At 67.8% G+C, this 22,916-nt stretch carries 24 protein-coding genes and 2 pseudogenes; 13 read left to right on the top strand and 13 right to left on the bottom strand.

Translation table 11 applies throughout. The annotated features are described in order from the left end of the window. Positions 1-10 precede the first annotated feature (10 nt). On the bottom strand, positions 11-580 hold the full coding sequence (locus ACFYML_RS35575) for a hypothetical protein (RefSeq protein WP_387424821.1): 570 nt from the start codon (positions 578-580) through the stop codon (positions 11-13). 951 nt (positions 581-1,531) lie between these two features. Here ACFYML_RS35575 and ACFYML_RS35570 point away from each other — a divergent pair. The 7 genes and pseudogenes from ACFYML_RS35570 (at position 1,532) to ACFYML_RS35540 (ending at position 8,055) form a co-directional block, all read left to right on the top strand. Next, positions 1,532-1,885 carry a hypothetical protein gene (locus tag ACFYML_RS35570; RefSeq protein ID WP_130327188.1) on the top strand — a complete coding sequence of 118 codons (354 nt, stop codon included), beginning with the start codon at positions 1,532-1,534 and terminating at the stop codon, positions 1,883-1,885. A 2-nt stretch (positions 1,886-1,887) separates the two neighbouring features. Continuing rightward, positions 1,888-2,540, top strand: a pseudogene (locus ACFYML_RS35565) (nucleotidyl transferase AbiEii/AbiGii toxin family protein). Positions 2,541-2,659: 119 nt separating this feature from the next. After that, complete coding sequence (locus tag ACFYML_RS35560) at positions 2,660-3,913, top strand: hypothetical protein (protein WP_387424820.1); 1,254 nt, start codon at positions 2,660-2,662, stop codon at positions 3,911-3,913. A gap of 62 nt (positions 3,914-3,975) precedes the next feature. Continuing rightward, a complete protein-coding gene (locus ACFYML_RS35555; protein ID WP_387424819.1) occupies positions 3,976-4,815 on the top strand; it encodes a hypothetical protein in 840 nt (279 codons plus the stop codon). Between the two features lie 420 nt (positions 4,816-5,235). Then, positions 5,236-5,445, top strand: coding sequence for a hypothetical protein (locus tag ACFYML_RS35550; RefSeq protein ID WP_387424818.1), 210 nt, complete (start codon positions 5,236-5,238; stop codon positions 5,443-5,445). After that, positions 5,367-6,623 (top strand): recombinase family protein, encoded by a 1,257-nt coding sequence (locus ACFYML_RS35545; protein ID WP_387424817.1) that lies wholly within the window; start codon positions 5,367-5,369, stop codon positions 6,621-6,623. The genes ACFYML_RS35550 and ACFYML_RS35545 overlap by 79 nt, the downstream gene beginning before the upstream one ends. 319 nt (positions 6,624-6,942) lie before the next feature. Beyond that, entirely contained in the window at positions 6,943-8,055 is a 1,113-nt protein-coding gene (locus tag ACFYML_RS35540) for an ISAs1 family transposase (protein ID WP_387424816.1), read from the top strand. Positions 8,056-8,356: 301 nt separating this feature from the next. On the opposite strand, the gene ACFYML_RS35535 is transcribed toward ACFYML_RS35540, so the two are convergent. The 3 genes from ACFYML_RS35535 to ACFYML_RS35525 all read right to left on the bottom strand — a co-directional run bounded on the left by ACFYML_RS35535 (position 8,357) and on the right by ACFYML_RS35525 (position 10,665). After that, entirely contained in the window at positions 8,357-8,977 is a 621-nt protein-coding gene (locus ACFYML_RS35535; protein ID WP_387424815.1) for a hypothetical protein, read from the bottom strand. Between the two features lie 450 nt (positions 8,978-9,427). Continuing rightward, positions 9,428-9,706, bottom strand: coding sequence for a hypothetical protein (locus ACFYML_RS35530; RefSeq protein ID WP_387424814.1), 279 nt, complete (start codon positions 9,704-9,706; stop codon positions 9,428-9,430). 104 nt (positions 9,707-9,810) lie between these two features. Then, entirely contained in the window at positions 9,811-10,665 is an 855-nt protein-coding gene (locus ACFYML_RS35525; RefSeq protein WP_387424813.1) for an IS5 family transposase, read from the bottom strand. 35 nt (positions 10,666-10,700) lie between these two features. Between ACFYML_RS35525 and ACFYML_RS35520 the strand changes: the two genes are divergently transcribed. Continuing rightward, positions 10,701-10,937 carry a hypothetical protein gene (locus tag ACFYML_RS35520; RefSeq protein WP_387424812.1) on the top strand — a complete coding sequence of 79 codons (237 nt, stop codon included), beginning with the start codon at positions 10,701-10,703 and terminating at the stop codon, positions 10,935-10,937. Between the two features lie 317 nt (positions 10,938-11,254). On the opposite strand, the gene ACFYML_RS35515 is transcribed toward ACFYML_RS35520, so the two are convergent. The 6 genes from ACFYML_RS35515 to ACFYML_RS35490 form a co-directional block, all read right to left on the bottom strand. Continuing rightward, positions 11,255-11,863, bottom strand: coding sequence for a DoxX family protein (locus tag ACFYML_RS35515; RefSeq protein WP_387424811.1), 609 nt, complete (start codon positions 11,861-11,863; stop codon positions 11,255-11,257). An 18-nt stretch (positions 11,864-11,881) separates the two neighbouring features. Beyond that, positions 11,882-12,838 (bottom strand): hypothetical protein, encoded by a 957-nt coding sequence (locus tag ACFYML_RS35510; protein ID WP_387424809.1) that lies wholly within the window; start codon positions 12,836-12,838, stop codon positions 11,882-11,884. A gap of 107 nt (positions 12,839-12,945) precedes the next feature. Next, the gene (locus ACFYML_RS35505) at positions 12,946-13,905 is read right to left on the bottom strand and encodes an RNA polymerase sigma-70 factor (RefSeq protein ID WP_387424808.1); all 960 of its coding nucleotides are present in this window, start codon (positions 13,903-13,905) and stop codon (positions 12,946-12,948) included. Positions 13,906-14,015: 110 nt separating this feature from the next. Next, positions 14,016-14,174: a hypothetical protein gene (locus ACFYML_RS35500; RefSeq protein WP_387424806.1), complete on the bottom strand. Its 159-nt coding sequence runs from the start codon at positions 14,172-14,174 to the stop codon at positions 14,016-14,018. Further along, positions 14,159-15,208, bottom strand: a complete 1,050-nt coding sequence (locus ACFYML_RS35495) for an NAD(P)/FAD-dependent oxidoreductase (protein ID WP_387424805.1) — start codon at positions 15,206-15,208, stop codon at positions 14,159-14,161. Before ACFYML_RS35495 ends, ACFYML_RS35500 begins: the two co-directional genes overlap by 16 nt. Before the next feature lie 612 nt (positions 15,209-15,820). Further along, the gene (locus ACFYML_RS35490; protein ID WP_387424827.1) at positions 15,821-16,771 is read right to left on the bottom strand and encodes a helix-turn-helix transcriptional regulator; all 951 of its coding nucleotides are present in this window, start codon (positions 16,769-16,771) and stop codon (positions 15,821-15,823) included. A gap of 22 nt (positions 16,772-16,793) precedes the next feature. Here ACFYML_RS35490 and ACFYML_RS35485 point away from each other — a divergent pair, with 22 nt between their 5' ends. From ACFYML_RS35485 to ACFYML_RS35465, 5 genes are all read left to right on the top strand, one after another. Next, positions 16,794-17,345: an alpha/beta fold hydrolase gene (locus ACFYML_RS35485; protein ID WP_387424804.1), complete on the top strand. Its 552-nt coding sequence runs from the start codon at positions 16,794-16,796 to the stop codon at positions 17,343-17,345. Positions 17,346-17,472: 127 nt separating this feature from the next. Then, on the top strand, positions 17,473-18,642 hold the full coding sequence (locus ACFYML_RS35480; RefSeq protein ID WP_387424803.1) for a winged helix DNA-binding domain-containing protein: 1,170 nt from the start codon (positions 17,473-17,475) through the stop codon (positions 18,640-18,642). Between the two features lie 412 nt (positions 18,643-19,054). After that, complete coding sequence (locus ACFYML_RS35475) at positions 19,055-19,525, top strand: hypothetical protein (RefSeq protein WP_387424802.1); 471 nt, start codon at positions 19,055-19,057, stop codon at positions 19,523-19,525. Positions 19,526-19,601: 76 nt separating this feature from the next. After that, positions 19,602-20,312: a hypothetical protein gene (locus ACFYML_RS35470; RefSeq protein WP_387424801.1), complete on the top strand. Its 711-nt coding sequence runs from the start codon at positions 19,602-19,604 to the stop codon at positions 20,310-20,312. Further along, positions 20,309-20,485, top strand: coding sequence for a hypothetical protein (locus ACFYML_RS35465; RefSeq protein ID WP_387424800.1), 177 nt, complete (start codon positions 20,309-20,311; stop codon positions 20,483-20,485). Before ACFYML_RS35470 ends, ACFYML_RS35465 begins: the two co-directional genes overlap by 4 nt. A gap of 414 nt (positions 20,486-20,899) precedes the next feature. Here ACFYML_RS35465 and ACFYML_RS35460 read toward each other — a convergent pair whose 3' ends face one another. From ACFYML_RS35460 to ACFYML_RS35450, 3 genes and pseudogenes are all read right to left on the bottom strand, one after another. Beyond that, positions 20,900-21,478 (bottom strand): alpha/beta fold hydrolase, encoded by a 579-nt coding sequence (locus tag ACFYML_RS35460; RefSeq protein ID WP_387424799.1) that lies wholly within the window; start codon positions 21,476-21,478, stop codon positions 20,900-20,902. 725 nt (positions 21,479-22,203) lie between these two features. Continuing rightward, positions 22,204-22,407: a cold-shock protein gene (locus tag ACFYML_RS35455; protein ID WP_387424798.1), complete on the bottom strand. Its 204-nt coding sequence runs from the start codon at positions 22,405-22,407 to the stop codon at positions 22,204-22,206. Between the two features lie 315 nt (positions 22,408-22,722). After that, a pseudogene (locus ACFYML_RS35450) lies at positions 22,723-22,916 on the bottom strand (hypothetical protein); the annotation flags it as partial.

Below are 22,916 nucleotides of genomic sequence, written 5' to 3'. Positions count from 1 at the left end.
CTGCCCCCTGTCAGCCCGGCCATTGTGGCTCCACCGAAACCCTTGACGAGCCGCGCCGATGCGACGGACGACACAGGTATGGTGTCACGGCCCCGCCAGCACGAAGACCACTCGCCTTTCGGCGTGTCGTGTCGTCTCGCGGTTCGACTGAGCGGCGATGTCCGTGTTGCCAAGAATCCGAAGTCTCGAAACTGACGGCGCAGGTCGGGTAGGGGGGTGATAACTGCGGCGCCTGGCCCGTCCGAAGTGACGGCGACTGGTGCGCGCGGCAGCGTTCTTCCGGTGCGACCGGCATGCCGTCGGCCAGCAAGGTTGGTACGAGCAGCAGGTCGTCACCGGTCCGGTCGACCCGTACCGACACCCGCGCCGGTTCCTGACACACGACGACCCGCCCGGCGGTCTTTCTGGCCTGCACCATCGGCAACCCGGTCTCCTGAGCCTCGCTGAGCAGGTCCCAGATCCGCCGGCTCGCGAACGCGTCGAGGTAGACCGTCTGCTGGTAGCCGCTGTAGTAGTGCCGGTCCTCGGCCACCGTGGACAGCGCCAGGATCTCCTTGAGTAGCTGCCAGTGCCGCTCCACCCGCCTCGGCTGCCCGTACCAAGCGTAACTGAGATTCGACCAGGAGATCCCCGACCGCACCCACCCGCTGCGACCTGGCACCACAGGGCGTAGGGCGATCCGCCACAACGATTCCGCGCCGACCTGCCCGGCAGCCGCGACGAGATCGAACTGCAACCCGACGGCGGCCCGGGACGACTCCGGATCGGCGGAAGGCTTGGGCGCCGTACCGACCAGCGGGGACAGCGCGGTCTCCCACGCCGGCCGTGGCACCGCAGCCCCCGGCGGGGAGCACCTCGGGCCGACAGAACGGCGAGGATCAACGCGGCCGGATAGGCGCAGCCCGGATCGTCACCGCAGCTACACGATCCCTCCACCGCCGTGATGTCGCCACTCGGATCGGTGCGCGCGATGGCACCGTGCCGGACAGCTCGCCGCGGAGCCGGTCTGCGCAGTGAGCGTGCCCCGTCCGCGGATCCCACTGCACGTCGACCAGCTCGCCGCGATTGAGGCGGGCCCGTGCCTGGACGAACAGCCGTGTGCCCACCGCGACGCGCACCGACTCCTCGTCCTCGGTCAGCACCAGCCGTGCCAAGGTCACCTCCACGACATCTGGCCCGGGCAGCCGCGAGCGTATCCTTCCCCAGGGTGGGCAGTGCCCGGCGCCACCCAGTCCGTCCGCCAGGTCGGCTCGGGCACCAGCGGACCGCGGCCCGGGATGGTCGACCGGAGGCTACCGACGGCCAGCGCGAGAAGTCGAACCCGCGCGGGCGGCGGCAGTCCGGTCCCCGGGTAAGGCAGTCACCTGGCAGGCGTCCGGCCGCCCGTGTGGTGATCGGCAGTCGGGTAGTTCGCCCTTGGCGATGACCGTCAGGCCGCAGGCCGAGCCCGGGAGGTCAGATGGCCGGCAGGTCGATGTCGTGCCCGCCGGCGACGCCACTCACACGTACGATCGGGGCAGGAGGTAGAGACATGGCCAGCGGCAGTGGTGCACCGCCTGGGTCGCGGTATGTGGACCAGCGGCACTTCGTGGTCGCCGCCACCCTGTCCGACCTGCGCGGTCCGGTTCGCGGTGTGGTGACGCTCGATCGATGGCTGGACTGGTCCGGCGACAGCACCTACGACCTCGACGACGCCGGTGATCTGCAGCTGATGTACCAGACGGTGCTGAACCAGGCCAATTCGGTCGACGACTTGCGCCGGTGGCTGCACGGTCCCACGCTGCGCCGTTTATGGCCGAGCTTATGGCTCCCGGCCCGGCTGCGGGCGTTGTGGCAGGCGCGCTTTCCCGAACTGAGCACGCCGCCGCAGACGCTGGCCGGGTAGAAGTGGATCAAGTTCACCTCCGCTTGGCCGAGATCGGATTGCGGGTCGCTGCCCGCTACGGGTTCGCATTGGCCGGCGGCTACGCCGTGCAGGCCCACGGCATCCTGGACCGCCCGAGCGAGGACATCGACCTGTTCACGGCGTGGGACCGTCGTGGCGAGTTCGCCGCAGCAGTGGACGCCGTGATCGACGGCTACCGCGCCGGCGGGTATTCCGTCGAGGGACGCAGCAGTTCGACACCTTCGCCCGGCTCGCGGTCACCGATCCCGCTCAACCTGACCATCCGTACAAGGTCGAACTCGCGGCCAACTGGCGCGCGTTGCCACCGGTGATGATGGACGTCGGGCCGGTGCTGCACGCCGACGACGTCGTCGCGGGCAAAATGTCCGCCCTCTATACCCGCGCCGAACCCCGAGACTTCCTGGACATCGACGCGGCCCTCATGACCGGCCGCTACACCCGGAACCGGTTGTGCGAGCTGGCCGAACAATCCGACGCGGGATTCGACCGGCGCGTCCTCGCGGACCTGTTCGGCATGTTGGAACGCTATCCGGACCGGCGTTTCGCCGCCTACGGCGCCGACCCCACTCACATCGGCGAGATGCGCAAACGCTTCGCACAGTGGCGCGATGAACTTACCGCCAACCTGCCCTAGCGCACGAAGCAAGCGGGCATGATGGCCACCCGCCCCCACCAGGCGGTGACCCGCATCAGATTCGCTGAACACCACGCAGCCCGCCTGGGTCGTCGCGGGCGTTCTGGTGTGATGTACCGGTGAGCGCAGGGAACGAGAATGAGCTGACTGTGCTGGTGGACCGGTTGCGGCGGGATCGCCGTCGTGACCCGTACGCGGGCCGGCAGGCCTACTCGCAGGCGGCGCGTGAGGTCGCGGACCGCTGCGCCCGGCTGATCGACGCGGGTGACGCGGCGGTCGCGGTGCCGGTGCTGCGCAAGGCAGTCGATCGGATGACGACCGCCTTGATGTACATGGACAGCTCCTCCGGAGTCCTCGGCAACGACCTCGCCTATCTGATGGCGCTCTACGCCCGGGCGTGCCGGGCCGCGCCGCCACGACCCGCTGGCCTGGCCGCGTGGCTGGTCCGGCTCGTCTGCGACGGCCCTGGCTGGCCGGACGTGATCCTGCGCGAGTGGGCGCCGGCTCTCGGGGCGAAAGGCCTGGCCGCGGTGGCCCGCTTGGTCGAGCAGCGTGCCGCGGTGGCGGATCCGGACAACTGGCACCAGCAGTGGACGGTACGGCACCTACGCGAGCAGCTCGCCGAGGTCTCCGGCGACGTGGACCGGTACGTGGCCGTGCTGGCGGAACACCTGGTCAGCGCCGACCAGTACGAGCGCGTCGTACGGGTGCTGGCCGAGGCGGGACGGCCCGCCGACGCGATCGGCTGGGCCCCACGCGGACTCGCCGAACATCCCACCGGCCATCAATCCGCGCGGCTGCGTGACCTGCTGGTGGGGCTGCTGATCGAGACCGGCGATCCGCGGGCCGCGGTGGCCGAGCGTCGGGCTGCGTTCGACAAGCAGCCGACCATCGACAACCTCCGGTCACTGCTGGCGACGGTGGCCGAGACTGACGGCGACGAAACCCACACCGAGTGGGCGCTGACCGTGGTGCGCGACCGCGTCGCCCAGCAGCCCGGCTATCTGCCTCACCTGATCGACGCGCTGCACCACACCGGCCGTGATGATGAGGCCTGGCACACCGGGCTCGCACGCCTGGACGAGTTGCCCGCCCGGCAACGCGTCGAACTCCTGCACCGTCGGCAACAGGGCCATCCGGCCGACGTACGCGAGCCCTACCGGGCACTCGTCAACGCCCATCTGCTGGACTCGCATGACAAGCGCCGCTACGACACAGCCATCGCGCTGCTGCGCCATCTGCGTGACGCGTACGCGGCCACCGGCGAAACCGACCAGTTCGCCAAATACCTGGACGAGTTGCGTGGACGGCACCGGGGCTGGCCGGCGTTCCTGGCCAAGCTCGACGCCGCCCGCCTCCACCCTGGCCGGTAGAGTGCCCGCCCGTGGCAGTCCGCATCGACATCGACGCGTTCCGGGAATCCGTCCCCACCACGGTGGCCGAGGCCGCGGCACGGCTGCTGAGTAACGGCAGCGTCGGCGAACTCGAACCGGCCGGCGGCGGCGTCCAAGCCGTCGTCCACAGCCACGACGGCGTCTTCCAACCCTGGATCGGCATCGTCGGCGGCCTCTTCACCACCGACTGCGACTGCGGAACCGTCGGCGACGACTTCTGCGCCCACGCTGTCGCGACCGCACTCACCGCATTCCGCGCCGGCACCGCCTTCTCGGGCGCCGCGACCCCACCTGGCGCCACCCCTGCTGAGCTCGAACACGCCCACTATCTCCAAGCCGTGCGGCGGCTCTCCCCTCGACAACTGGCAAACCTCGTCGCGGAACACGCCCTGCGGGACCGCCTCTTCGCCACCCAGCTACTCGCCGAAGCCGGTCTCCTCGACACCACCGACCACACCGGCCTGCACGACGCCCACGCCGCCATCCGCGACGCCTCCAATGCGACCACCGGCAGGTGGCAGATCTCCGACGTCGAAGCCGCCGGCCATCAGCTGGCCGCCGAAATTGAGATTCTCTGCGCCCGGCCCGCCACCACCGCCATGCTCGATCTCGTCGAAGAAGCCATCCTCGTCTGGGACGACCTCTCCGGACACCTCCGCGACGCCTATCACATCACCCGTACCGAACCCGAGGAGATCACCGAACCGCTCGTCGACGCCCACCATGACCTGTGCGAACGCCTCGACCTCGACGCGGAGGAGATCGGCCATCGATTGACGCGGCTCATCGAACGCTGCCACCACGACACCATCGACATCGACACCTATACCGACCTCCTCGGCGAACACGCCAGGACGATCACCCGCCCCAGCCACTGGTAACGGCGATCGCTCTCGCACCCGACGCGCCACAGCTGCCGGCCGAGCGGAGCTGTCCCATCGGACACCATCACCGACGCTGATCAGCACCCTCCAGGTCTGTCACGCGAATCTGCCGCCGCTCCCGCCGCGCGACCACCGACCGTTAGCCGGCCTCCATTTGAAGGGCCCGCCGCACCGTTGAGCCAACAAATGTTGCGAGTGGCCGAGTCCCACGAACCATCGCATCGTTATTCATCCATATCGAGATGGATGGCTGTAACGCCGTGTGTGGAGAGGGTCCTGATGCAATACGCGCCGAAACTCGACGGCCCCAACCTGCTCGGCTCGTGGATACGGCAGCCGAACCAGCGAGGCCGCCATCGGGCGCGGCATCCGACAACATCACCTCCACCGGGCATCCGGTTCGCGTTCTATGGTCGGATGTCCACCGTCGACTTCCAGGACCGGGCGTCGTCGTGCCGGTGGCAGCGCAACTACGCCGTAGACCTGATCGCCGGCCACGGTCGGATCGTGGCCGAGTTCTTCGACGAGGGTGTCTCCCGCCGGGTCGCTTGGCCGGACCGGCCGCAGGCATCCCTGCTGCTCGCCGCTCTGGCGGACCCGCGCGTGGGTTCGACGCGATCGTCGTAGGCGAGTACGAACGCGCCTTCCACGGCCAACAGCTCGAACAGCTGACCCCCACCCTCGTTAGGCACGATGTGCAGCTGTGGCTGCCGGAAACCTACGGGCCGGTGAACTTCGACAACCCCCGACAATTGGCGCTGCTAGACCTGCTGGGCGTGCACTCCCAGCGGGAAGTGTCCCGGGCCCGGCACCGCACCACCGCCGCCATGCGCGCCCAAGCCGAACTCCAAGGCCGGCACCTCGGCGGCCGGCCACCCTACGGCTACCGGTTGGTCGACGCCGGCCCTCACCCGAACCGCGCCCACGCCGCCTGGGGACGGCGCCTGCACCGCCTGGAACCCGACCCGGCTACCGCACCTTGGGTGAGGTGGATCTTCGAACAACGGCTCACCGGTTGCAGCGTGGCCAGCATCGCCCGCACCCTCAACGACAACGGTGTGCCGTGTCCGTCCGGCGCCGACCCGGCGCGTAACCGTCACCGCAGCGGCCACCAATGGATGCTGACCACGGTCGCGGCGATCCTGGCCAACCCCCGCTACACCGGCCGCCAAGTGTGGAACCGGCAACGCACCGACCACGACGACATCGAGCCCGACGGCACCATCACCCGACACCACGAGATCCAGCGCTGGAACGCCGCCCCGCACTGGGTCATCTCCCGCCAGATCGCCCACCCGCCGCTGGTCACCGAGGAACAGTTCGTCGCAGCCCAGGCCATCCACACCGCACCCACCCCCACCGACGGCACTCCTCGCCACTACCGCCTGGCCGGCCTCGTGTGCTGCGGCATCTGCGGCCGCATCATGGACTCCCACTGGGTCCACGGCCGCCCCGGATACCGATGCCGCCACGGCCACACCAGCAGCCGCACCAAGACCTCACCGCAGCCGAAGATCCTCTACATCCGGGAAGACCACCTGCTCGACCGCCTCCGACACGACCGCGGACTACACCGTCACCATCCCGCGCTGCGCAGCCCCGACCCGGAAAAGGTCACCGCCCACCTGCGCACCAACAACATGATCATCGTGTGTGACCACCACATTTGGACCATCGAAGCCGAGACCACGGTCTACACGCTCAACCCTGCGGGGAGCGTCCTCGCCGCCACAGCAAAAATCCCCGCCCAACGGGACGGGGATCACGCAAAACACGAAAAACCATCACACTTCGTGTGGAAATAACGTGTCCGAGAGGGGGGAGCTGAACTCTCCTACGTAGCACCCGTTATACAAACGGGTGCTCATGCGTTAAGCCTAGCACTTCACGATGCGTAACACTACGGGCGTGAGCTGCCGCGTGGCCAGGGCCCCGGCAAAGTCGTGAGGGTGTCCGGCTTGATCCGCTTGGTGTAGACGCGCCCTTGCTGGTGGTAGCAGGGCGGGCATGACCCGTTCAGATGATCATCGAGGTTCTCTACGCCTTGTTGATCGTCCGAAGTGAGTCATGCCCGCCCTGCCATCATCGCTGATCTCGTCTGTGTCCGCCGCACCGGCTGTCACCGTGCCCGAAACCGCTGCCGGGCTGCCCGCTGCGCTGGCCGACCTGCCGGATCCCCGCGCCCGCCGGGGTGTCCGGCACCGGCTGACAGTCGTGGTGACCGCGGCAGTCTGTGCCGTGGTGGCCGGCTACCGCTCCTATACCGCGATCGCCGAGTGGGTCGCCGACGTCCCGGCTGCGACCGCGCTCCCGCTGGGCATCGCCCCGGACCGGCGTCCGTCGGAGGCGATGATCCGCCGGTTGTTGCAGGCCCTGGACCCGGACCTGCTCACCGCGGCCGTCAGCGGCTGGCTCACCAGCCGGACCATAGCCGCACCGTCAGCGGGCAGGCGAGCGATCGCGGTCGACGGCAAGGCCCTGCGCGGCTCCCGCACCACCAGCACTCCGGCCCGGCACGTCCTCGCAGCCTGCGACCAGGCCACCGGAGTGGTCCTGGCCAGCACCGACGTCGACGGCAAGACCAACGAGATCACCCGCTTCGCACCGCTGCTGGACCAGATCGGCGACCTCCGCGACACCGTGATCACCGTCGACGCCCTGCACTGCCAACGCGACCACGTCGCCTACCTGGCCGAACGCGGCGCGCACTGGATCCTCACCGTCAAAGGCAACCAGCCCAGCCTGCACTCCCAACTCGCCGGCCTGCCCTGGCGAGCCGTCCCGGACGCCACCCGCGAAACCGACCGCGGCCACGGCCGCCGCGAGATCCGCAGCCTGAAGATCCTGACGATCTCCACCGGGATCGAGTTCCCGCACGCCGCCCAGGCCCTGCAGATCCGCCGCCGCAGACGCCGCCTCGACCAGCCAAAACGCGTCACCACCGAAACCGTCTACGCCATCACCGACCTGCGCGTGCACCAGGCCAGCCCCGCCCAACTGGCCAGATGGATCCGTGGTCACTGGTCGATCGAGAACAAGGTCCACTGGGTGCGGGACGTCACCTACGACGAAGACCGATCCCAGATCCGCACCGGCACCGGACCACAAGTCATGGCCGCCCTACGCAACGCCGCCATCGGCGCACTCCGCACCGCCGGCATCACCAACATCGCCGCCGCGAACCGGCATCACGCCCGCGACAGCACCCGCCCGCTGGCACTACTCGGCATCACCTGACGACTTTGCCGGGGCCCTGGTGTCACCGGGCACCGAGGCCAACTCGACATGAATAGCCGGCTCGCGCTGGACGCGTGACGGAAGCTTCTCGGCGCGCCGGAGCACCGGCGGAGTCTATGGCACAGCCATCAGGCCGGAAAACGCGATTCCCGCGCAGCATGACGTGGCTGCGCATCATGACTCCCACTGGTCCACGACCGTCCGCCGCCACCATCCCGCGTTGCGCAGTCCGGGACCGGAGGCGTCGCCGCCACAGCAAAATCCCCGCCCAACGGGACGCGGCTCACGCAAAACACGCCGTTCAGCGTGTCGCCGACAGATAGCGCAGGCCACTGGTATGCGGAATCAGATAGCCGATACCGCGCGGCGGCGCTGGGTCGCCGTGGAGGTCTTTGGCGTAAGTGCCGCCGGACACTTCAAAGCCGATCAAGCCGAGCCGGAAGTCGACTGTGGCATACACGTTGGCCGCGACGCTGGCGAGCCAGTCATCGATGGGGCGGCGCCACTCGAGCGAGGAGGGACCGTCGTCCTCGCCGAATGGGAACCCGTTCACTCGCTGGTCGGTCCCGCCCAGCGCGCCCATCGGCAGGTAGAAGTCCAACCAGTCGAGGCCTTCGTCCTCGCGGACAGCGACGACCCCGCACACCGTACGTACGCCGCTGGACAGGTCCACGAGACCACGCAGATGCCCGAACACGTCCAGCGATTCCACGGAGCACGCCACCTTGGCCATCTCCTGCGGCTCTCGTTCCCGGCTGCCGAAGCATCCATGGATCCCCGCGGCGGGCCACAGTGCCGCCAGAGCGCGCCCGAGCCGTTCGTCGTCAGTATCACCGAGCTCGAGGGCTAGCTCGTAGAACCCGCCGTGCCAGTTGTCGGCGATCGTAAACGCAGCCGGATCCGTCACCGGCTGATCATCCATCCGGCCGGTCGTGACGGTCCACCGGCGTTCGTGCATTTTGAGCGCAGCGAGGTCGTGCCTGGACCTGGTAAGTACGGCAGCGCCGATAACGGAACACTCACCGGCACCATAGTTGGGATCTGCAATCCGACGACACGGCGCGGCGGTGGTGGCCGCCGGGTGGGAGTCGGTGGCCTGGCGCGGCCGGAGGTCGCGCCGTCGTGGCCGGCCGAGCAGCACGCCCCTGCTGAGCAGCAGTAGTACACGTTGAGGCGTCCTGCCTGAGCCTCCCGCCGCGTTCACATACACCGGAAGACGCAACGGGGCACGCCGCCCCACATCCGAACATTTCGCGCAGCGCCTGGCAGCCGCATGACCGCGGGGCGCGGCCGCCAGAGAACGGGGGCCGGCCCATACAGGCCGACTCCCGTCAGGTGCAAGCGCGGTTCAGCGGGACGGCCACGCATCACTTCACACGCCGTGGAAGGCATAGACGTACGCCTGCACGCCGGATGAGTCCGGGATGTGCCGTACCAGGGCGAACACACTCCAGTAGTCGCTTCTGCCAACACCGAATTTCTGGAACCGCTGATCCGGACCGATCTGCCAGCCGAGCTCCGAGATGAATGCGGATCTGCCGATGTGAGTGCGCGGCAGGTAGGGCGTGTCGATTTCCCGGATGTCCAGGTCATTTAGCGATTCATCACCTAAGACAGCCCTTCTTGAGAGAACCTGGATGTCCGCACTCAAAGGCGACGAGCCTTGGGCGTGATGGATTGTGATGAGTCCTCCATGACTGATCCAACCAATAAATCCGTTGCCACATGGATACTTAGAGCGACCGGCAATTGGTGTTACCTGAGCCTGCGGGTGGTGGGTCGGGTGTCCCAGCGGTAGAGCGTGCGGGCGCGTTGGATGAGTTGACGGATCGTGACGATCGCGGCAGCCAGGTACAGGTAGAAGTCGATGATTGTGGCGTTGCGGTCGGTGCAGCGGCGGATCTTGCCGAAGCCGTTCATCCATGCGTTGGTCCTCTCCACCACCCAGCGTTTGCCGATCTGGACGGGGGCTGGCACGCCCTTGCGGGCGATCTCGGCGTCGAAGCCGATCTCTTCGAGCAGGTCACGGGTTCGGTTGCTGTCGTAGCCGCGGTCCAGGTGTGCGGTGACCCGCTCGGGCCAGTGATGCCGCAACTGGATGCTGCACGCGGCGAAGGTGTCCCGCAGCAGCGGGGAGTCGTGCCGGTTGGCCGGGGCGCCGATGATCCCGAGCGGGATGCCGTAACCGTCGACGCCGGTCGAGCGTTTCATGCCGCCCTTGCCGCGGTCGACCGGGGATCGGCCGGCCCGGTCACCACCGCACGGGGCCTTGGTGATCGCGCCGTCGGCGCTGACATCGGCCAGGTCCAGGCCAATCATGCGGTCGTAGGCTTCCAGGGCCAGTTCGTGGACCTGCTCGCCGAGACCGGCCTCGGCCCACGACCGCAGCCGGCGACGGATCGTACGGTCCGAGCAGGCATCCGACGCGACACGCTCGTAGCCGGAACCGTGCACCAAAGCGGCGATGACATGCTCAAACACCACCCGGTCAGGGATCCGGCGGCGGTGACAGCCCAGCGGATGCGCCGGATCGAACTCAGGCTGCTCAGCCCGCAGCGCGGCGAACTGGACCCAGACGGGCTCGAACAACGAAGATGGCAGCGCAGGCACGGGACTCCATCGGTCACGAAGCGTAGAGAACTCCGATGATCAATGGACCCGTGCCTGCTTGCTACCTCGGGGTCCCGTCCGCCAGACGCCCTACCAATTGCCGGTCGCTCTTACTGAGCTTCAGGCGCAAGGCATTCTCTACCAGCGAACACGCTGTCTACAGCATTCAGGAGAAGTTCGGCGACGGCTTCGTTTACATCAACTCGCACCTGGCAAAGCTGTACGAGCAGGACGAGGTCGATGACTACGACGACGACACCTTCCGAGAGTGAATCAAGCAGACGGATCCGGACTTCGATGCGGACGGCTACCTGATCGACGCGAGCGGCAGACGAATCTGACCGTTGCCAGGGACTGGCAGGGTTTCGTACTCGTTTGGTGCGAGTGCTCGTCTCGCCCTGCACGCCCCATCACTCTGCGTTGGTGGTCAGACTGGTTCCGTCCCTTTCTGCCGCATGAACCGAGTGACGAGGGGTGCGAACCTGGTCGCCGCCGCTCGGCACGTGGTACGAACAGCGTTACACGCTCCGAGCTCGCGGCGGTTTCGCGGCCTGGGCGGATTCGCTTGCGCAAGCCGGACTGCCGCACTTCAGCCGGTGAACGGCTCGAGGTCGAAGCGGCCCCAGGCCACGAACGCGGCCGCAGCGAGCAGGACAAGACACAGCGTGACGTTTTTGTTGTGCCCGTAGCGGGCGTGGGTGATCATTCCGCCGATCATCAACAAAATCCAGCAGGCGGCGGTCACCGGCACCATCACCGGTGCGATGTCGAGCGCTGCGGGCAGGGTCAGGCCCACTGCGGCCAGGATCTCGAGCCACCCGAGGGTTCTGACGAAACCGGCGCTTGCGCTCTCGGTCCAATCTGTTGACTCGTCCAGCTTGGACTTGGGCAAGAACACTTTGGTGGCTCCACTGAACAGGGCGAGGGCGGCAAGCAGCCCGGCAACGATCCAAAGGGCGAGGTTCATGAGCTTCCTTTCAGGGGCGGGCGAGGCGGGCTGGCCGTCGATCCGCCGAGCCGTTCGTCGCCGACGGGCTGCCAGACCATGCCGTTCGCGGGAGATAGCGGCCCACCATCTGCCATAGACTGCGAGTCGTCCTGGTGCACAGCGCATCCGTGCCGGGGCGACTCGGAACTTGTCGGGCAGGCCGGCGAAGAACTCGTTGAGTATCGCGTTGTCTTTGTCGCTACGGGTCATGTGGCGACGGTTTGGGAATTACGCTTGCTGATAATCCTTTCGAATTGTGCGTTCAGGGTTCGAGATGGCGCGGTGTGCGCGCAGGCCGCCGAGGCACAGCAATGCCCCGAGTGTGGCCCAGACGACGAGGACAGTAACGGCGGCGGTAGCGCCGCGGCCGTCGAAGAAGGCGGTCGATCGCAGTAACCGACCACCCGCCCCGGGTGGCAGCAGCTGCCCGAGCGCGCCGGACCAGCCGGGCAGCATTTCGGGGGCGGTGGCCATCCCCGAGAGCGGGTTGCCGATGAGCATCATGATGACGGCGCCGATCCCGATTCCGGCGTATCCGAACACCGATTCGAGCCCGAGAACGGTCAGGGAGACTGCCGCGATGCTCAGTGCGACGGCACCAGCATTCGCCGGGTAGGAGCCGCTGAGCGAGCCGAACCAGAACTGCAGAATCCCCGCCACGGCTAGGCCGCCGGTCGTCGCGAAGGCCAGAGCCCCGGCGACGCGGCGACCGGTGCCGCGCACGAGCCTGGTCAGCAGCACCGCGGCGAGCAGGCCACCCATGACCAGCGGCAGGGCGCCGGCGGACAGGCCGGCGGCGCGCGGGTCGTCGGCGGGCAGGGCGGCGAGGTCGCGGACCGCCACCGGCGTACCGGCATTGCCGTCCCGTCCGAGTCCGGTCGCCATGGTCTGCAGGGTTTGGGCGACCGCGGTGCTGGCGGCGGAGGCGACGATGACCTGCGGGGTTCCGGAGCTGAGATCTATAGCTCCGTACGCCTGCCGGTCGCGGATGAGTTGTTCGACGCTCGCGGTGTCGGCGACTTCGGTGATGTCGAAGCCACCCGGCACACGCTGCTCGAGCGCGGTGCGGACCTGGGCGACCGCGGCGGTCGGCCCGGCGACGGCGATCGGCACATCGTGCACCGAGGACCGCACCGACGGCCAGGCGAAGGCGATGAGCAATACGCCGGTGATCGTCGTGAGCACGACAACCGCTCCTGCCAGGGTCGGCCATCGTGACGGAAGCGTGTCAGTGGCGAGCGGTGCCCGCGTGGTCATGTCTACTCCCTTGAACGGTCGGGTCGTGGCCAGCGTCAGCGCAGGGTTAGTGGGGTCTCGGCGGCGATGCGGGTCAGCTTGTGCGGGTTGCGGACGAAGTAGAGACCGGTGATGCGCGTGTCCTCGACCCGCACCGCGATGACACCGTCGAGTTCCCCATCGACGTGCACCGCCAATGCGGGGCTGCCGTTGATCGCGGTCGGCTCGACGGTGAGCGCGACGTCGTGCTTGGTGAGGCCCCCGACCATGAACCGCGCCACCTTGTCCGCGCCGATGACGGGCCGCGGGGTGGCCTGCTTGATGCCGCCGCCGTCGCTGATCGCCACCACCTCGGGGGCGAGTACGTCGAGTAGGCCCTGCAGGTCCCGGGTCTCGAGCGCGCGCCGGAACGCTTCGACAGCCGCCTTCGCCTCACGCGCGGTGACCGCCCGGCGCGGTCGGCGGGCCTCGACGTGGCGGCGGGCGCGATGGGCGATCTGGTGCACGGCGGCGGGGGATTTCTCCACCGCGGCCGCGATCTCGTCATAGCCCAACCCGAACGCCTCGCGCAGGACGAATACCGCTCGTTCGGTCGGGGTCAAGGTCTCGAGCACGACCATCAGCCCCATCGACACGCTTTCGGCAAGTTCCACATCGGCGGCCACATCCGGGGTGGTGAGCAGCGGCTCCGGCAACCAGGAGCCCACGTACGCCTCCCGGCGGCGCTTCACCGAACGCAGCCGGTTGAGCGCCTGCCGCGTGGTGATGCGAACCAGGTAGGCGCGCGGGTCGTCGATGTGGGCGGCGTCGACACCGACCCAGCGCAACCAACTCTCCTGGAGGACATCGTCGGCGTCTGCTCCGGATCCGAGCATCTCGTAGGCGACGGTGAACAGCAGATTGCGGTGCGCGACAAACACTTCTGTCGCCGCGAGGGTGGCGTGGTCACCGCCGCCGAGGCTCGGGGTCTCGCCCTCGGCCCGCCGGGGGGCGCCGGATTCACCTGTCGTGTGCATGAATTCCTCTCCTGGAGGTGGTCGTGCGGCCGGCACGGGCGCACGAGGTGCGGCGTTCCCGATGCGAACGCTGCAGATCGTTCCGCTGGTGACAGCGGCGAAACCGGCGTCTACGCGATCGGTGTCGTCACGTTCGCATTCCGGGCTCGTAGCAGGGCGGGCCGGTGTTCGCCATCCTTCGGCCAGTGGTGCGAGCCCGGCTTGTGCGCCTCGGTCATCAGGTGCTTGACGCTGGCGGTGCAGGAGAACTCCTTCAGCTTGCGGCCCATGAACCCAGTGAAGTACAACCGCTTCGCAGTGTCGTCCTTATGAAGGAGTTGGAAGATCCCGGCACCGCGGCCGAAACTGAAACACATGGCCTGGAATGCCAGGTCGATCGGTGCCGGCCGCTCTCCCGCGATCCGGGCCAGCACCGTGTCGGCGGCGTGGGCGCCCAGGCATCCGGCGATGTGTAGGCACTCATCCGGAACGGCAGGTCCGATGGCGCCGACGCGTCGCCCGCCGCGATGATGCGATCGCTGTCGATGCTGGTCAGTGTCTCGTCGGTGAGTAGCCGTCCGGCGGCGTCGGTGCGCAAGCCGCTGCGGTCGGCCAGATCAGGCACGCCGAAACCCGCAGTCCAAATGGTGACCTGACTCGCCAGGGTACGGCCGTTACGAAGTTCAACAGTTCCCGGCCTGACCGCGGTGACCGACGTATCCGGCCCTTCGATCACCTCGACGCCCAGTTTCGTGAGGTATTTGCGGGCTGTGCGCCGAGCGCTGGGGTGCATGTACGGACCGACGGCACCGCCGCACACCAGCTTGACGCTGCGACCCTGTTCCGCGATTTCCGCACTGGTCTCGATACCGACCGGACCACCCCCGACGACCGTCACCGGGGCCGTCATAGGCGTGTCGATGAGCACCGACCGCAGCCGCTGTGCGGCCTCCAGAGTCGCGACTGGATAAGCGAATTCGGCCGCGCCCGGCACCCGCGGGCCGCCGCTGAGGCTGCCTACCGCGTAGATCAGGTAGTCGTAGCCGACGCAGCCACCTTCGGCGAGGGTCACGGTGCGCCCGGTCGCGTCGATGTGCGTCGCCTTGTCGACCACCAGCTCGACACCCTGGGCGAGTACCTCCTGGTAGTCGATGACCGCATCGTGGGTCCCGCCCACCAGCTGGTGCAGCCGCAGCCGTGGGACGAAGACCGGCCGCGGATTGATCACGGTCACGGTCACGTCGTCGCGCTGCCTCAGCCGATTGGCGGCCATCACGCCGGCGTATCCGCCGCCGACGACGACTACTTCGGTGCTCTTGCCCATGGTGTCTCCTTCGATCCGAGCAGGTCAAGAACAAGACACCCGCATAGAGGAAATCCTGACATCTTGTGAAGCAGATCACAGTGTCGTTCGGTCTGTGGGCCTCGCCGTGCGATCGACGTACCGATGGTTGGAGAGCCCGCGGAATGCCTTTGCGGTGGGCGAATAACGCGAGGACAGCTGCTTCGCCCGTAGGCGAGGGCGGCCACCGGCAGAGGGTGGGCAGGCCTGGCGGCCGGTCCAGATTTCAGCGTCAAATGGTTGAACTACGGCCTAATTTGCTAGCAGGGTAATTTGACCGTCATGGAAATGCCGGCCTGGCGTGGCTTCTCGCCATGGCATGTCTGCCATTCATGACCTCCCCCGGTTGACCCGACGGGGCTGCCGCATCCTGCCCTCAAGGCGAGGCTTGCCAGCCGAACTCGACAGGGCACGCCAATTCAATCAGCATCTATTTACCTGCGCGCTCATCTGCCGCGATCCGCGCGCTACGCGGCGTCACGAAGTGCTGACTCGACCGGCACACGCACAAGTAGCCGAATTGAGTAGGTTGCCGGGATCTGGTCGAGGCCGCTGGGCCGTGCCGTTGCGTGGGGATTGTTTGGCGGTCAGCGGTCAGCGGACGGCGTCGGTGAGTCGGGTGGTGAGGTCTCGGATGTGTGCGATGAGTTCGGGTGGCTGGTGGATTTGGAAGCGGAAGCCGAACGATGCGACGTAGACGGCGATTTCGTCGAGGGAGTTGGATCCGGTGTGCAGGAGGCAGGTGTGCGAGTCGACGGCCTCGATGACACCGACGGTGGGCGGGATCCGTTCGGCGGCCGTCTCGGCTGGCACGTCCAGGGTGATCCGGGCCTGGTAGCGGTAGGGGGCGGTGGAGACACCGTGCGTGAGGTAGCCGGCGAGGTCGACGTCGGGTGCCGGTCGGGGTGTGAAGCGAGGGCCGGTCGGGATGCGGGGACGGATCCGGTCGACCCGGTAGGTGCGCCAGTCGCGCCGGTCGGTGTCCCAGCCCACCAGGTACCAGCGCCGGCCGGCGTGGACCAGTCGGTGTGGTTCGGTGTCGCGTATCGAGTCGGTGCCGTCGTGGCTGCGGTAGTCGAAGCGGAGCCGCTCGTGCTCGCGGCAGGCGGCGGCGACGGCGGTCAGCACGTCCGGGTCCACGGTGGGGCCGGTGGCGGGGACCGTGACGGTGACCGACTGCAGCAGGTTGACACGGTGCCGTACCCGCGAGGGCAGTACCTGTTCGAGCTTGGCCAGTGCGCGTAGCGAGGCTTCCTCGATGCCGGTGACCGTGCCGCTGGCGGCGGTACGTAGCCCGATGGCGACGGCGACGGCCTCCTCGTCGTCGAGCAGTAGCGGCGGGAGCTTCGTCCCGGCGCCGAGCCGGTAACCGGCCGCGCCGGGGGTGGCGTGCACCGGGTAGCCGAGGTCGCGCAGTTTCTGGATGTCACGCCGCACGGTCCGCACGTCGACCTCAAGGCGCTGCCCAAGCTCTGCGCCGGTCCAATCACGCGGGGTTTGCAGCAGTCCGAGAAGCCGCAGCGTCTCCCCCGAGCTCGGCCGTATCGACCCCGATCATGTGGTCGGCGTGCACGTCAACAACCTGGGCACCTTTCCCTCCGGTGATCCGGCCGAGTTGGTCGGCCTCACCGAGGCCGATCAGGCCCGCCTCGGGCTGATGACGACCTGGGGTCGGGACATGGCCGGGTACGCGATCGTCCAGTCGACCCGGCCGCAGACAATCGCCTACGCCCTCACCGATTCACCGGTCGGCCAGCTGGCGTGGATCGTCGAGAAGTTCAAGGAATGGACCGACCCGAGCGCGAGCCTGCCCGAGGACGCTGTCGACCGCGACCTGATCCTCACCGACGTCTCGGTGTACTGGCTGACCGGCACCGCCGGATCCGCCGCCCGCATCTACTACGAAGACGCCCGCACCTGGGGCCAGGCCAAGCCACGCTCATCGGTACCGACCGGGGTGGCGGTGTTCCCCAACGACATCACCGTCCGGCCCCTCGCCGAACGCGACCACAACGTGGTGCACTGGGCCGAATTCAACCGCGGCGGGCACTTCGCCGCCATGGAAGCACCCGACCTCCTCGTCGGTGACGTGCGCGAGTTCTTCCGTAGGCTCCGCTGACCGCACCCAGCCAGGCCGGCCGTCTCGTCGCCCGGACCGCCCGATCCGGGCGGCGAGACGGCACGTTCCGAGGTCATTCGAACGTGGGAACGCCCACCCGAACCACGACGCCCGGGAGAAGTACTCGATGACCAACTGTTCCGCTGTGCTGCCGCGGCTGTCCTGGCCAGATGTATGGGGCCGGCGGCTCGACCGGCACGGACTATCTGCTCCGGTACGCGGCCGACCAGCCGACGCCGTGGCCGCCATGTGCGGCGCGCACGCTCAAGTGCTCTCCGCCGCCGAGGTGTCCATCGGGTTGCGCGTCGCCGGCATCACCCGCAACGACGTTCGAGACGCGCTGTGGAACGAACGCAGCCTGATCAAGACGTTCGGGCCGCGCGGCACCGTGCACCTGCTGCCGACACGTGACCTCCCACTGTGGACCGGCGCGCTCGGCGCGTTGCCACCGTCCTCGAACAGCCTGCCCGCCGACGCGCGGCTGACCCCAGAGCAGACCGACGAGGTCGTCTCGGCGATCGCGGACGCACTGGCCGACGCGGAACTGACCATCGACGAACTCACCGCAGCGGTGGCCGCCCGCACCGGCCCCTGGGCCGCCGACCCGGTCGTGCCCGGGTTCGACGGCATGTGGCCGCGCTGGCGACAGGCGATACACCTTGCCGCACACCACGGAGCACTCTGTTTCGGCCCGAACCGCGGACGAAAAGTGACCTACACCAGCCCGCAACGGTGGCTCCCAGGATTCCAGCCCGCCCCGCCACCCGACGCCCTCGCCGGCCTGGTCCGACGCTACCTGCACGCGTACGGGCCGGCCACACCGCAGCAGTTCGCGCAATGGCTGTCCACACCTCGCCGCTGGGCGACCCAGTTGTTCGACTCCCTCACCGACGAACTGCAACACGTCGATGTCGCCGGGACCGTCGCCTGGGTCCCAGCCGGCGACACCGCGCCAGCACCCGTGCCACCGCACGGCGTACGGCTACTGCCATACTTCGACGCCTACACCGTCGGCTGCCACCCACGCGAGCAACTCTTCCCCGGACCCGCCGGGCAACGCGCACTCTCCGGCGGCCAAGCCGGCAACTTCCCGGTACTGCTCATCGACGGCACCGTTGCCGGGGTCTGGCACCTCCGCCGCTCCGGACGCAAGCTGGACATCACGGTCGAACCGTTGACCCCGCTCACCGTCGCCGACCGCCGGGATCTCGCCGACCAGGTTGCACGTATCGGGGAGATCCTCGAGGGCAGACCACAGCTGACCATCGGCACGGTGACCGTCGGCGGCCACGCCTAACCACGCCAGCGCCAGTCGATCCTGGACGCCTGCGAGTGTCGGCAACGTCCGCACATGTCGCGATCCGGTGCGCTAGCCCACGTCCACCGATTACTCATCGTGAGTGGCGGACCTGGGTCGTCGGGCCGGGCCGCCATCGCAGCATCCCGAATGCTTCGCGCCCCCGACCTCTGCACATTTGGCGTACCCGACTCTGCAAAGGCGTTGACCACGACGGCGTTGTCGGCGTACATGCACCAGTGCAGAGCCAGGTACGCCTGGACGTACATAGCGATGATCGGCGTCCGAGAGCGCGAGTGAGCCCGACGATGTCGGGATGCGAACGACTCAATGATCACGTTGGGTGACGGCGGGCTGTTCCTAGTGGCTTCCGGATCTGCCGATGAGCGGGCACTCCAAGTAGCGTGCACCCATGGCCGAGTCTTTGGACCTCTCGAGTCCGGCTTCGCGCCGGGAAGCGCTCCGGATGGTTGACGTAGATGACCCTGGCCACCACCACGCGATGCTCCGAGAGATCTTCGACCTCGAAAGGACGTGGCGCGAAGGCCCGGACATCGGCGAGATCGACGAGTACGAGCAGATCTACGTGACGGCCTACCTGCTGTTCCTGATCGGTGATCCCGCGGACTCGCCCCGCCTGTATGGAGCGAAGTTCCGCACGGGTGACATAGACCTAGGTAACGGCTTCGATGCCCAGGCCATCTTCGGAGCGGGCAGGCGCGAAACGCTTCAGTGGCTCCTGGAGAACGGATACACCGAGGAGCACGCGCATCTGTCTGAGTGGTTGTCGCACTGGGAAGACCCGAAGATCGAAGACTGGGCTCGGCATGTGCGCGAGTACTTCTACTCACCGGATGGCGTGCTGCTTCTGGACCCGCTTTAGACGCGCCCTGGTCTGCCGAAACGTCCGCTCTTGCCGCCGATCGGGCGGGCGGGCCAGCCGTGAGCCGTCGCACCCGGTGGCCGGCGACTGCGCCGCCGGCATCCGGATCCAGCCTGGAAGGGCGTTTCGGCATGCCAAGGACGACGCCACGGCTGAAATCATCAGGATCATGACTACCTTCCGGCTCCTGCGGCAGACGAACCGCTCCTCGCGATTCGCTGAGGTCACCGTCGAGGTCAAGCCATCGAAAAGGCCCGATGTTGAGGTGACCGCCACCGCCACTGCCGAACACCGACGGGAAGCCGACCTGGGCGCTCGATGGGCATTGCGCGGCCTCTCGGAAGCGGCGAAGGTCACCGTGACCGACGTGGTCATCACGCAGATCGACACAAGCACCGGGGACGTCTACGAGGCCACCGCCCACGCCGTGTGGCAGGCGCTGCGCATCGAGCACCGCGCGCCGTACGTGGGTTTCAGCGATCCAGAGATGGTCGCGTCGTGGCTGAACGACATGGCGGGCCGACGGCTTGACGCCGTGACGGAGGCCCGGCACTGGTATGACGGACGACGCGAGCCTGACGCCGAAAGCCTGCTACACGCCTGGTTGTACTTCGAATACACCATGCCAGTCGGTCTCCACGGTGTCGGTGACCAGTTGATGCCGGCGAAGGAGGACCCATACCGCTCCTACGACATGGACGACTACGGGAAACAAGGGTTGGCCCGGCGCTACATCCGGACGTCTTGTCCAGGTTCGTTGGGGCCAGGCTTACCGACGGCGCCGTGATCGTCGGCCCGGACGGCGACCTGGCCTGCGCTGGTCTGGTACCGCGGTTCGACAACGGTGACCTCGTGGTCGGCACGCTCTGCGACGAGTGGGTCCTTGCCGCCGGCTCGGTGCCAGCGGCCGTCGCCCCCTACTGGACCGCGCAGCCTTTCGTGCGCGACGCGAATAGGTAGCGGCTATTCCTCCATCAGATCGGGCGCTGCATGCCAATCGCACTCATATCGTCGCGGGTGTCCCAGCCCGAGCGTTGCCGGAGACGTCCGGATCTGCCGCCGAGCGGGGCGCGCCGGAAGGCAGGAGCTTCCGTCACTCTCCGTAGACGTCCGGCGCATGCATCGGCTCGATCCCGGTGCACGCACGTGCCGATGACAGTGCATCCGATCTTGCGAATGACAGGGTGAGCCCGTGGTGCAGCTTGAGCGCTGATCTCGGATCATCGATGCCGGGAGGTTGACCGAGTTTCGTGGAACTTCGGTGGCGGCCCGCTGGTGCCAGGCGCCGTTTAGGGCGGCAGCAGCGTGACCTCGCGTGCAGGCACCCGAGCGCCGAGGCCGTGACTGTTGATCAGAATGGCTGTGGGCTCTTGGCTATCCCTGGGTGACGTGTCCGAGATCGTCAGGAGTAATCGTCTCTGCCACCTCGCTCAGGTCATTGTCCAGCTGATGATCGCGCCCGGGCAGCCGGTGCAGCTGTGCCTGCGGGATGGCACGGGCGTACAGGTCGGCATGCGACGGTGGGGCAGTCTCGTCCTGGAGGCCATGGAACACATGCACCGGCACGCCGTGCGGCAGCCTCGTGCCGAGGTCGTGCGGCAGCTCGAACTCGTCGCCGGGCCAGCCGCCCGCACCGACGAACGGAGCGGCGATCAGCACGATCGCCCGGAGCGTCCGTTCCGGTGGTCGCTCAGCGAGCGCGTTGATGAGGATCGTCCCGCCCACCGAATGGCCGGCGACGACCGCGCCGTCGTCCAAGGCCGCCATCTCACCCCGGATGGCCGCGCTCCACCTGGCGTAGCTCGGGTCGTCCTCGTCGGGCATGCGCGGGTAGCGGACCTCGTACCCGTCCCCGAGCTCCCGCCTCAGGCTGTCGAACAGCTTGTCGTCCCATTCGTCGTGCGCGCCCGCGCCGCCGCCCTGGATGAACAGGATCTGCCGGGTCCCTGCCATGACGATCCACCTTCGCGCCCTCGTGACGATCCAGTTCGATACCCGCTGTCAGCCCGTGCGAAGCCCCGGCGAGCTACCAGGCCCGTTCCAGCCGCGCCCACCCCATGCACACAAGGTCCCCCTGCTGCCGCACTCACGCGCCGTTGATGCCCTCATCATGCCGACGGGTCCGACAGTCTTGCGGACTTCGTCCTCGAGGTGGGCCGGGCGGCCAGCGCGGAGTCGGTGTGGTTGGCCAGCCGTGGCGTCGTCCATCGGGATCATCTTGCCGTGGCGACGTCAATTGCCCATCGGCGATCCCCTCCGCGAGCGCAGATTCGATCCGCAAATGTGACGACCGGATTTGCCGCGCTGCGCGCCCCTGTCGCAGACTGAGCTCGTCAGGAATGCGTACCAATAATGACGCTTATGGTTCGATGTGCTTCACTCGGTTCGCCCCTACGGCGAGGCAACGAAAGACCGAGTAGCTGCCGACAGCAACGGGCCGGAACGAGGACACCCCGGCCGCTGGGCGCGGACAGTCGTCCGAGGTCGCGGACGTGGACGGACGCCGCCGGATGAAGCGCTCAGGACCCGTGAGCAAGGAATTCCGTGAGCGACGACACGGCGGAACCGTGACGACATCGACAGTGGGACAGAGATCCCAGAACCGTCCCACGAGTGCCCGCATGAAATGCCGAACGGCGGCCCGCTGAACCAGTCGGGCCGCCGTGGCAAAGCGTGGATCAGAGTGAGCGGATGCTCGCCGCCTGCGGCCCCTTGGGACCCTGGGTAATGTCGAACTCCACCCGCTGGTTCTCATCAAGGCTGCGGAAGCCGCTCGCCGAAATCGCCGAGTAGTGGGCGAAAACGTCGGGGCCGCCGCCGTCCTGGCTGATGAAGCCGAAGCCCTTGTCGCCGTTGAACCACTTCACGGTACCGGTAGCCATGTCTGCTCCTTCGCAGGCTGTTAGAGACCGCACTGTGCGGACTCGCACGCCGCCGCGTTGATCACCCGCGCCGGAACCGACACGAAAAACGAGAAAGCGCCTGGATGGGCTCAGATACCCATCAGGCGCCGAAAACGTCTACGGAAATCAAAACTGCAACGCGGCTACCGTAGCACATAATCCGCCGCTCGCCACCCACCCAACCCACCCATGTGCGGCGAGAGGAGGTCTCGCCTGCCTGCCACGCCGCCATCTGCCCCTGGCTGGATACCCGGTCGGCGCCGGGCGACGTCACCCGCCACCGCGGTGACCTGGTCACCCGAGGTGGTGTAGCCGACCTTTCGGTGCGGCGGCCGGTGACGCCTCCGCGCTGCGGTGCGGGATCGTCTCTACCTCGTCCAGTTGATCAGCCAGTGAGCCTTTTCCAAGCTGATCTTGCAGCTCAGGGCGGGTGTGGCGAGCCCGGAGATCGATGAGGGCGAGGCTCCAGGTAAGACAGCAGTCGACCA

It is taken from the genome of Micromonospora sp. NPDC007230, assembly GCF_042869115.1.
Lineage (GTDB): Bacteria > Actinomycetota > Actinomycetes > Mycobacteriales > Micromonosporaceae > Micromonospora.
Note: the sequence above shows the minus strand (reverse complement) of the source record. Positions and strands in the feature narration are given on the sequence as shown.

Excerpts from the sequence above, each read along its gene's own strand:
- ACFYML_RS35515 (WP_387424811.1), bottom strand. The coding sequence starts at position 11,863 with ATGACCCGTAGCGACAAAGACAACGCGATACTCAACGAGTTCTTCGCC.
- ACFYML_RS35480 (WP_387424803.1), top strand. The coding sequence starts at position 17,473 with ATGACCAACTGTTCCGCTGTGCTGCCGCGGCTGTCCTGGCCAGATGTA.
- ACFYML_RS35550 (WP_387424818.1), top strand. The coding sequence starts at position 5,236 with ATGTCCACCGTCGACTTCCAGGACCGGGCGTCGTCGTGCCGGTGGCAG.
- ACFYML_RS35570 (WP_130327188.1), top strand. The coding sequence starts at position 1,532 with ATGGCCAGCGGCAGTGGTGCACCGCCTGGGTCGCGGTATGTGGACCAG.
- ACFYML_RS35475 (WP_387424802.1), top strand. The coding sequence starts at position 19,055 with ATGGCCGAGTCTTTGGACCTCTCGAGTCCGGCTTCGCGCCGGGAAGCG.
- ACFYML_RS35520 (WP_387424812.1), top strand. The coding sequence starts at position 10,701 with ATGATCAATGGACCCGTGCCTGCTTGCTACCTCGGGGTCCCGTCCGCC.
- ACFYML_RS35535 (WP_387424815.1), bottom strand. The coding sequence starts at position 8,977 with ATGGATGATCAGCCGGTGACGGATCCGGCTGCGTTTACGATCGCCGAC.
- ACFYML_RS35460 (WP_387424799.1), bottom strand. The coding sequence starts at position 21,478 with ATGGCAGGGACCCGGCAGATCCTGTTCATCCAGGGCGGCGGCGCGGGC.
- ACFYML_RS35505 (WP_387424808.1), bottom strand. The coding sequence starts at position 13,905 with ATGCACACGACAGGTGAATCCGGCGCCCCCCGGCGGGCCGAGGGCGAG.
- ACFYML_RS35455 (WP_387424798.1), bottom strand. The coding sequence starts at position 22,407 with ATGGCTACCGGTACCGTGAAGTGGTTCAACGGCGACAAGGGCTTCGGC.
- ACFYML_RS35495 (WP_387424805.1), bottom strand. The coding sequence starts at position 15,208 with ATGGGCAAGAGCACCGAAGTAGTCGTCGTCGGCGGCGGATACGCCGGC.
- ACFYML_RS35500 (WP_387424806.1), bottom strand. The coding sequence starts at position 14,174 with ATGGGCCGCAAGCTGAAGGAGTTCTCCTGCACCGCCAGCGTCAAGCAC.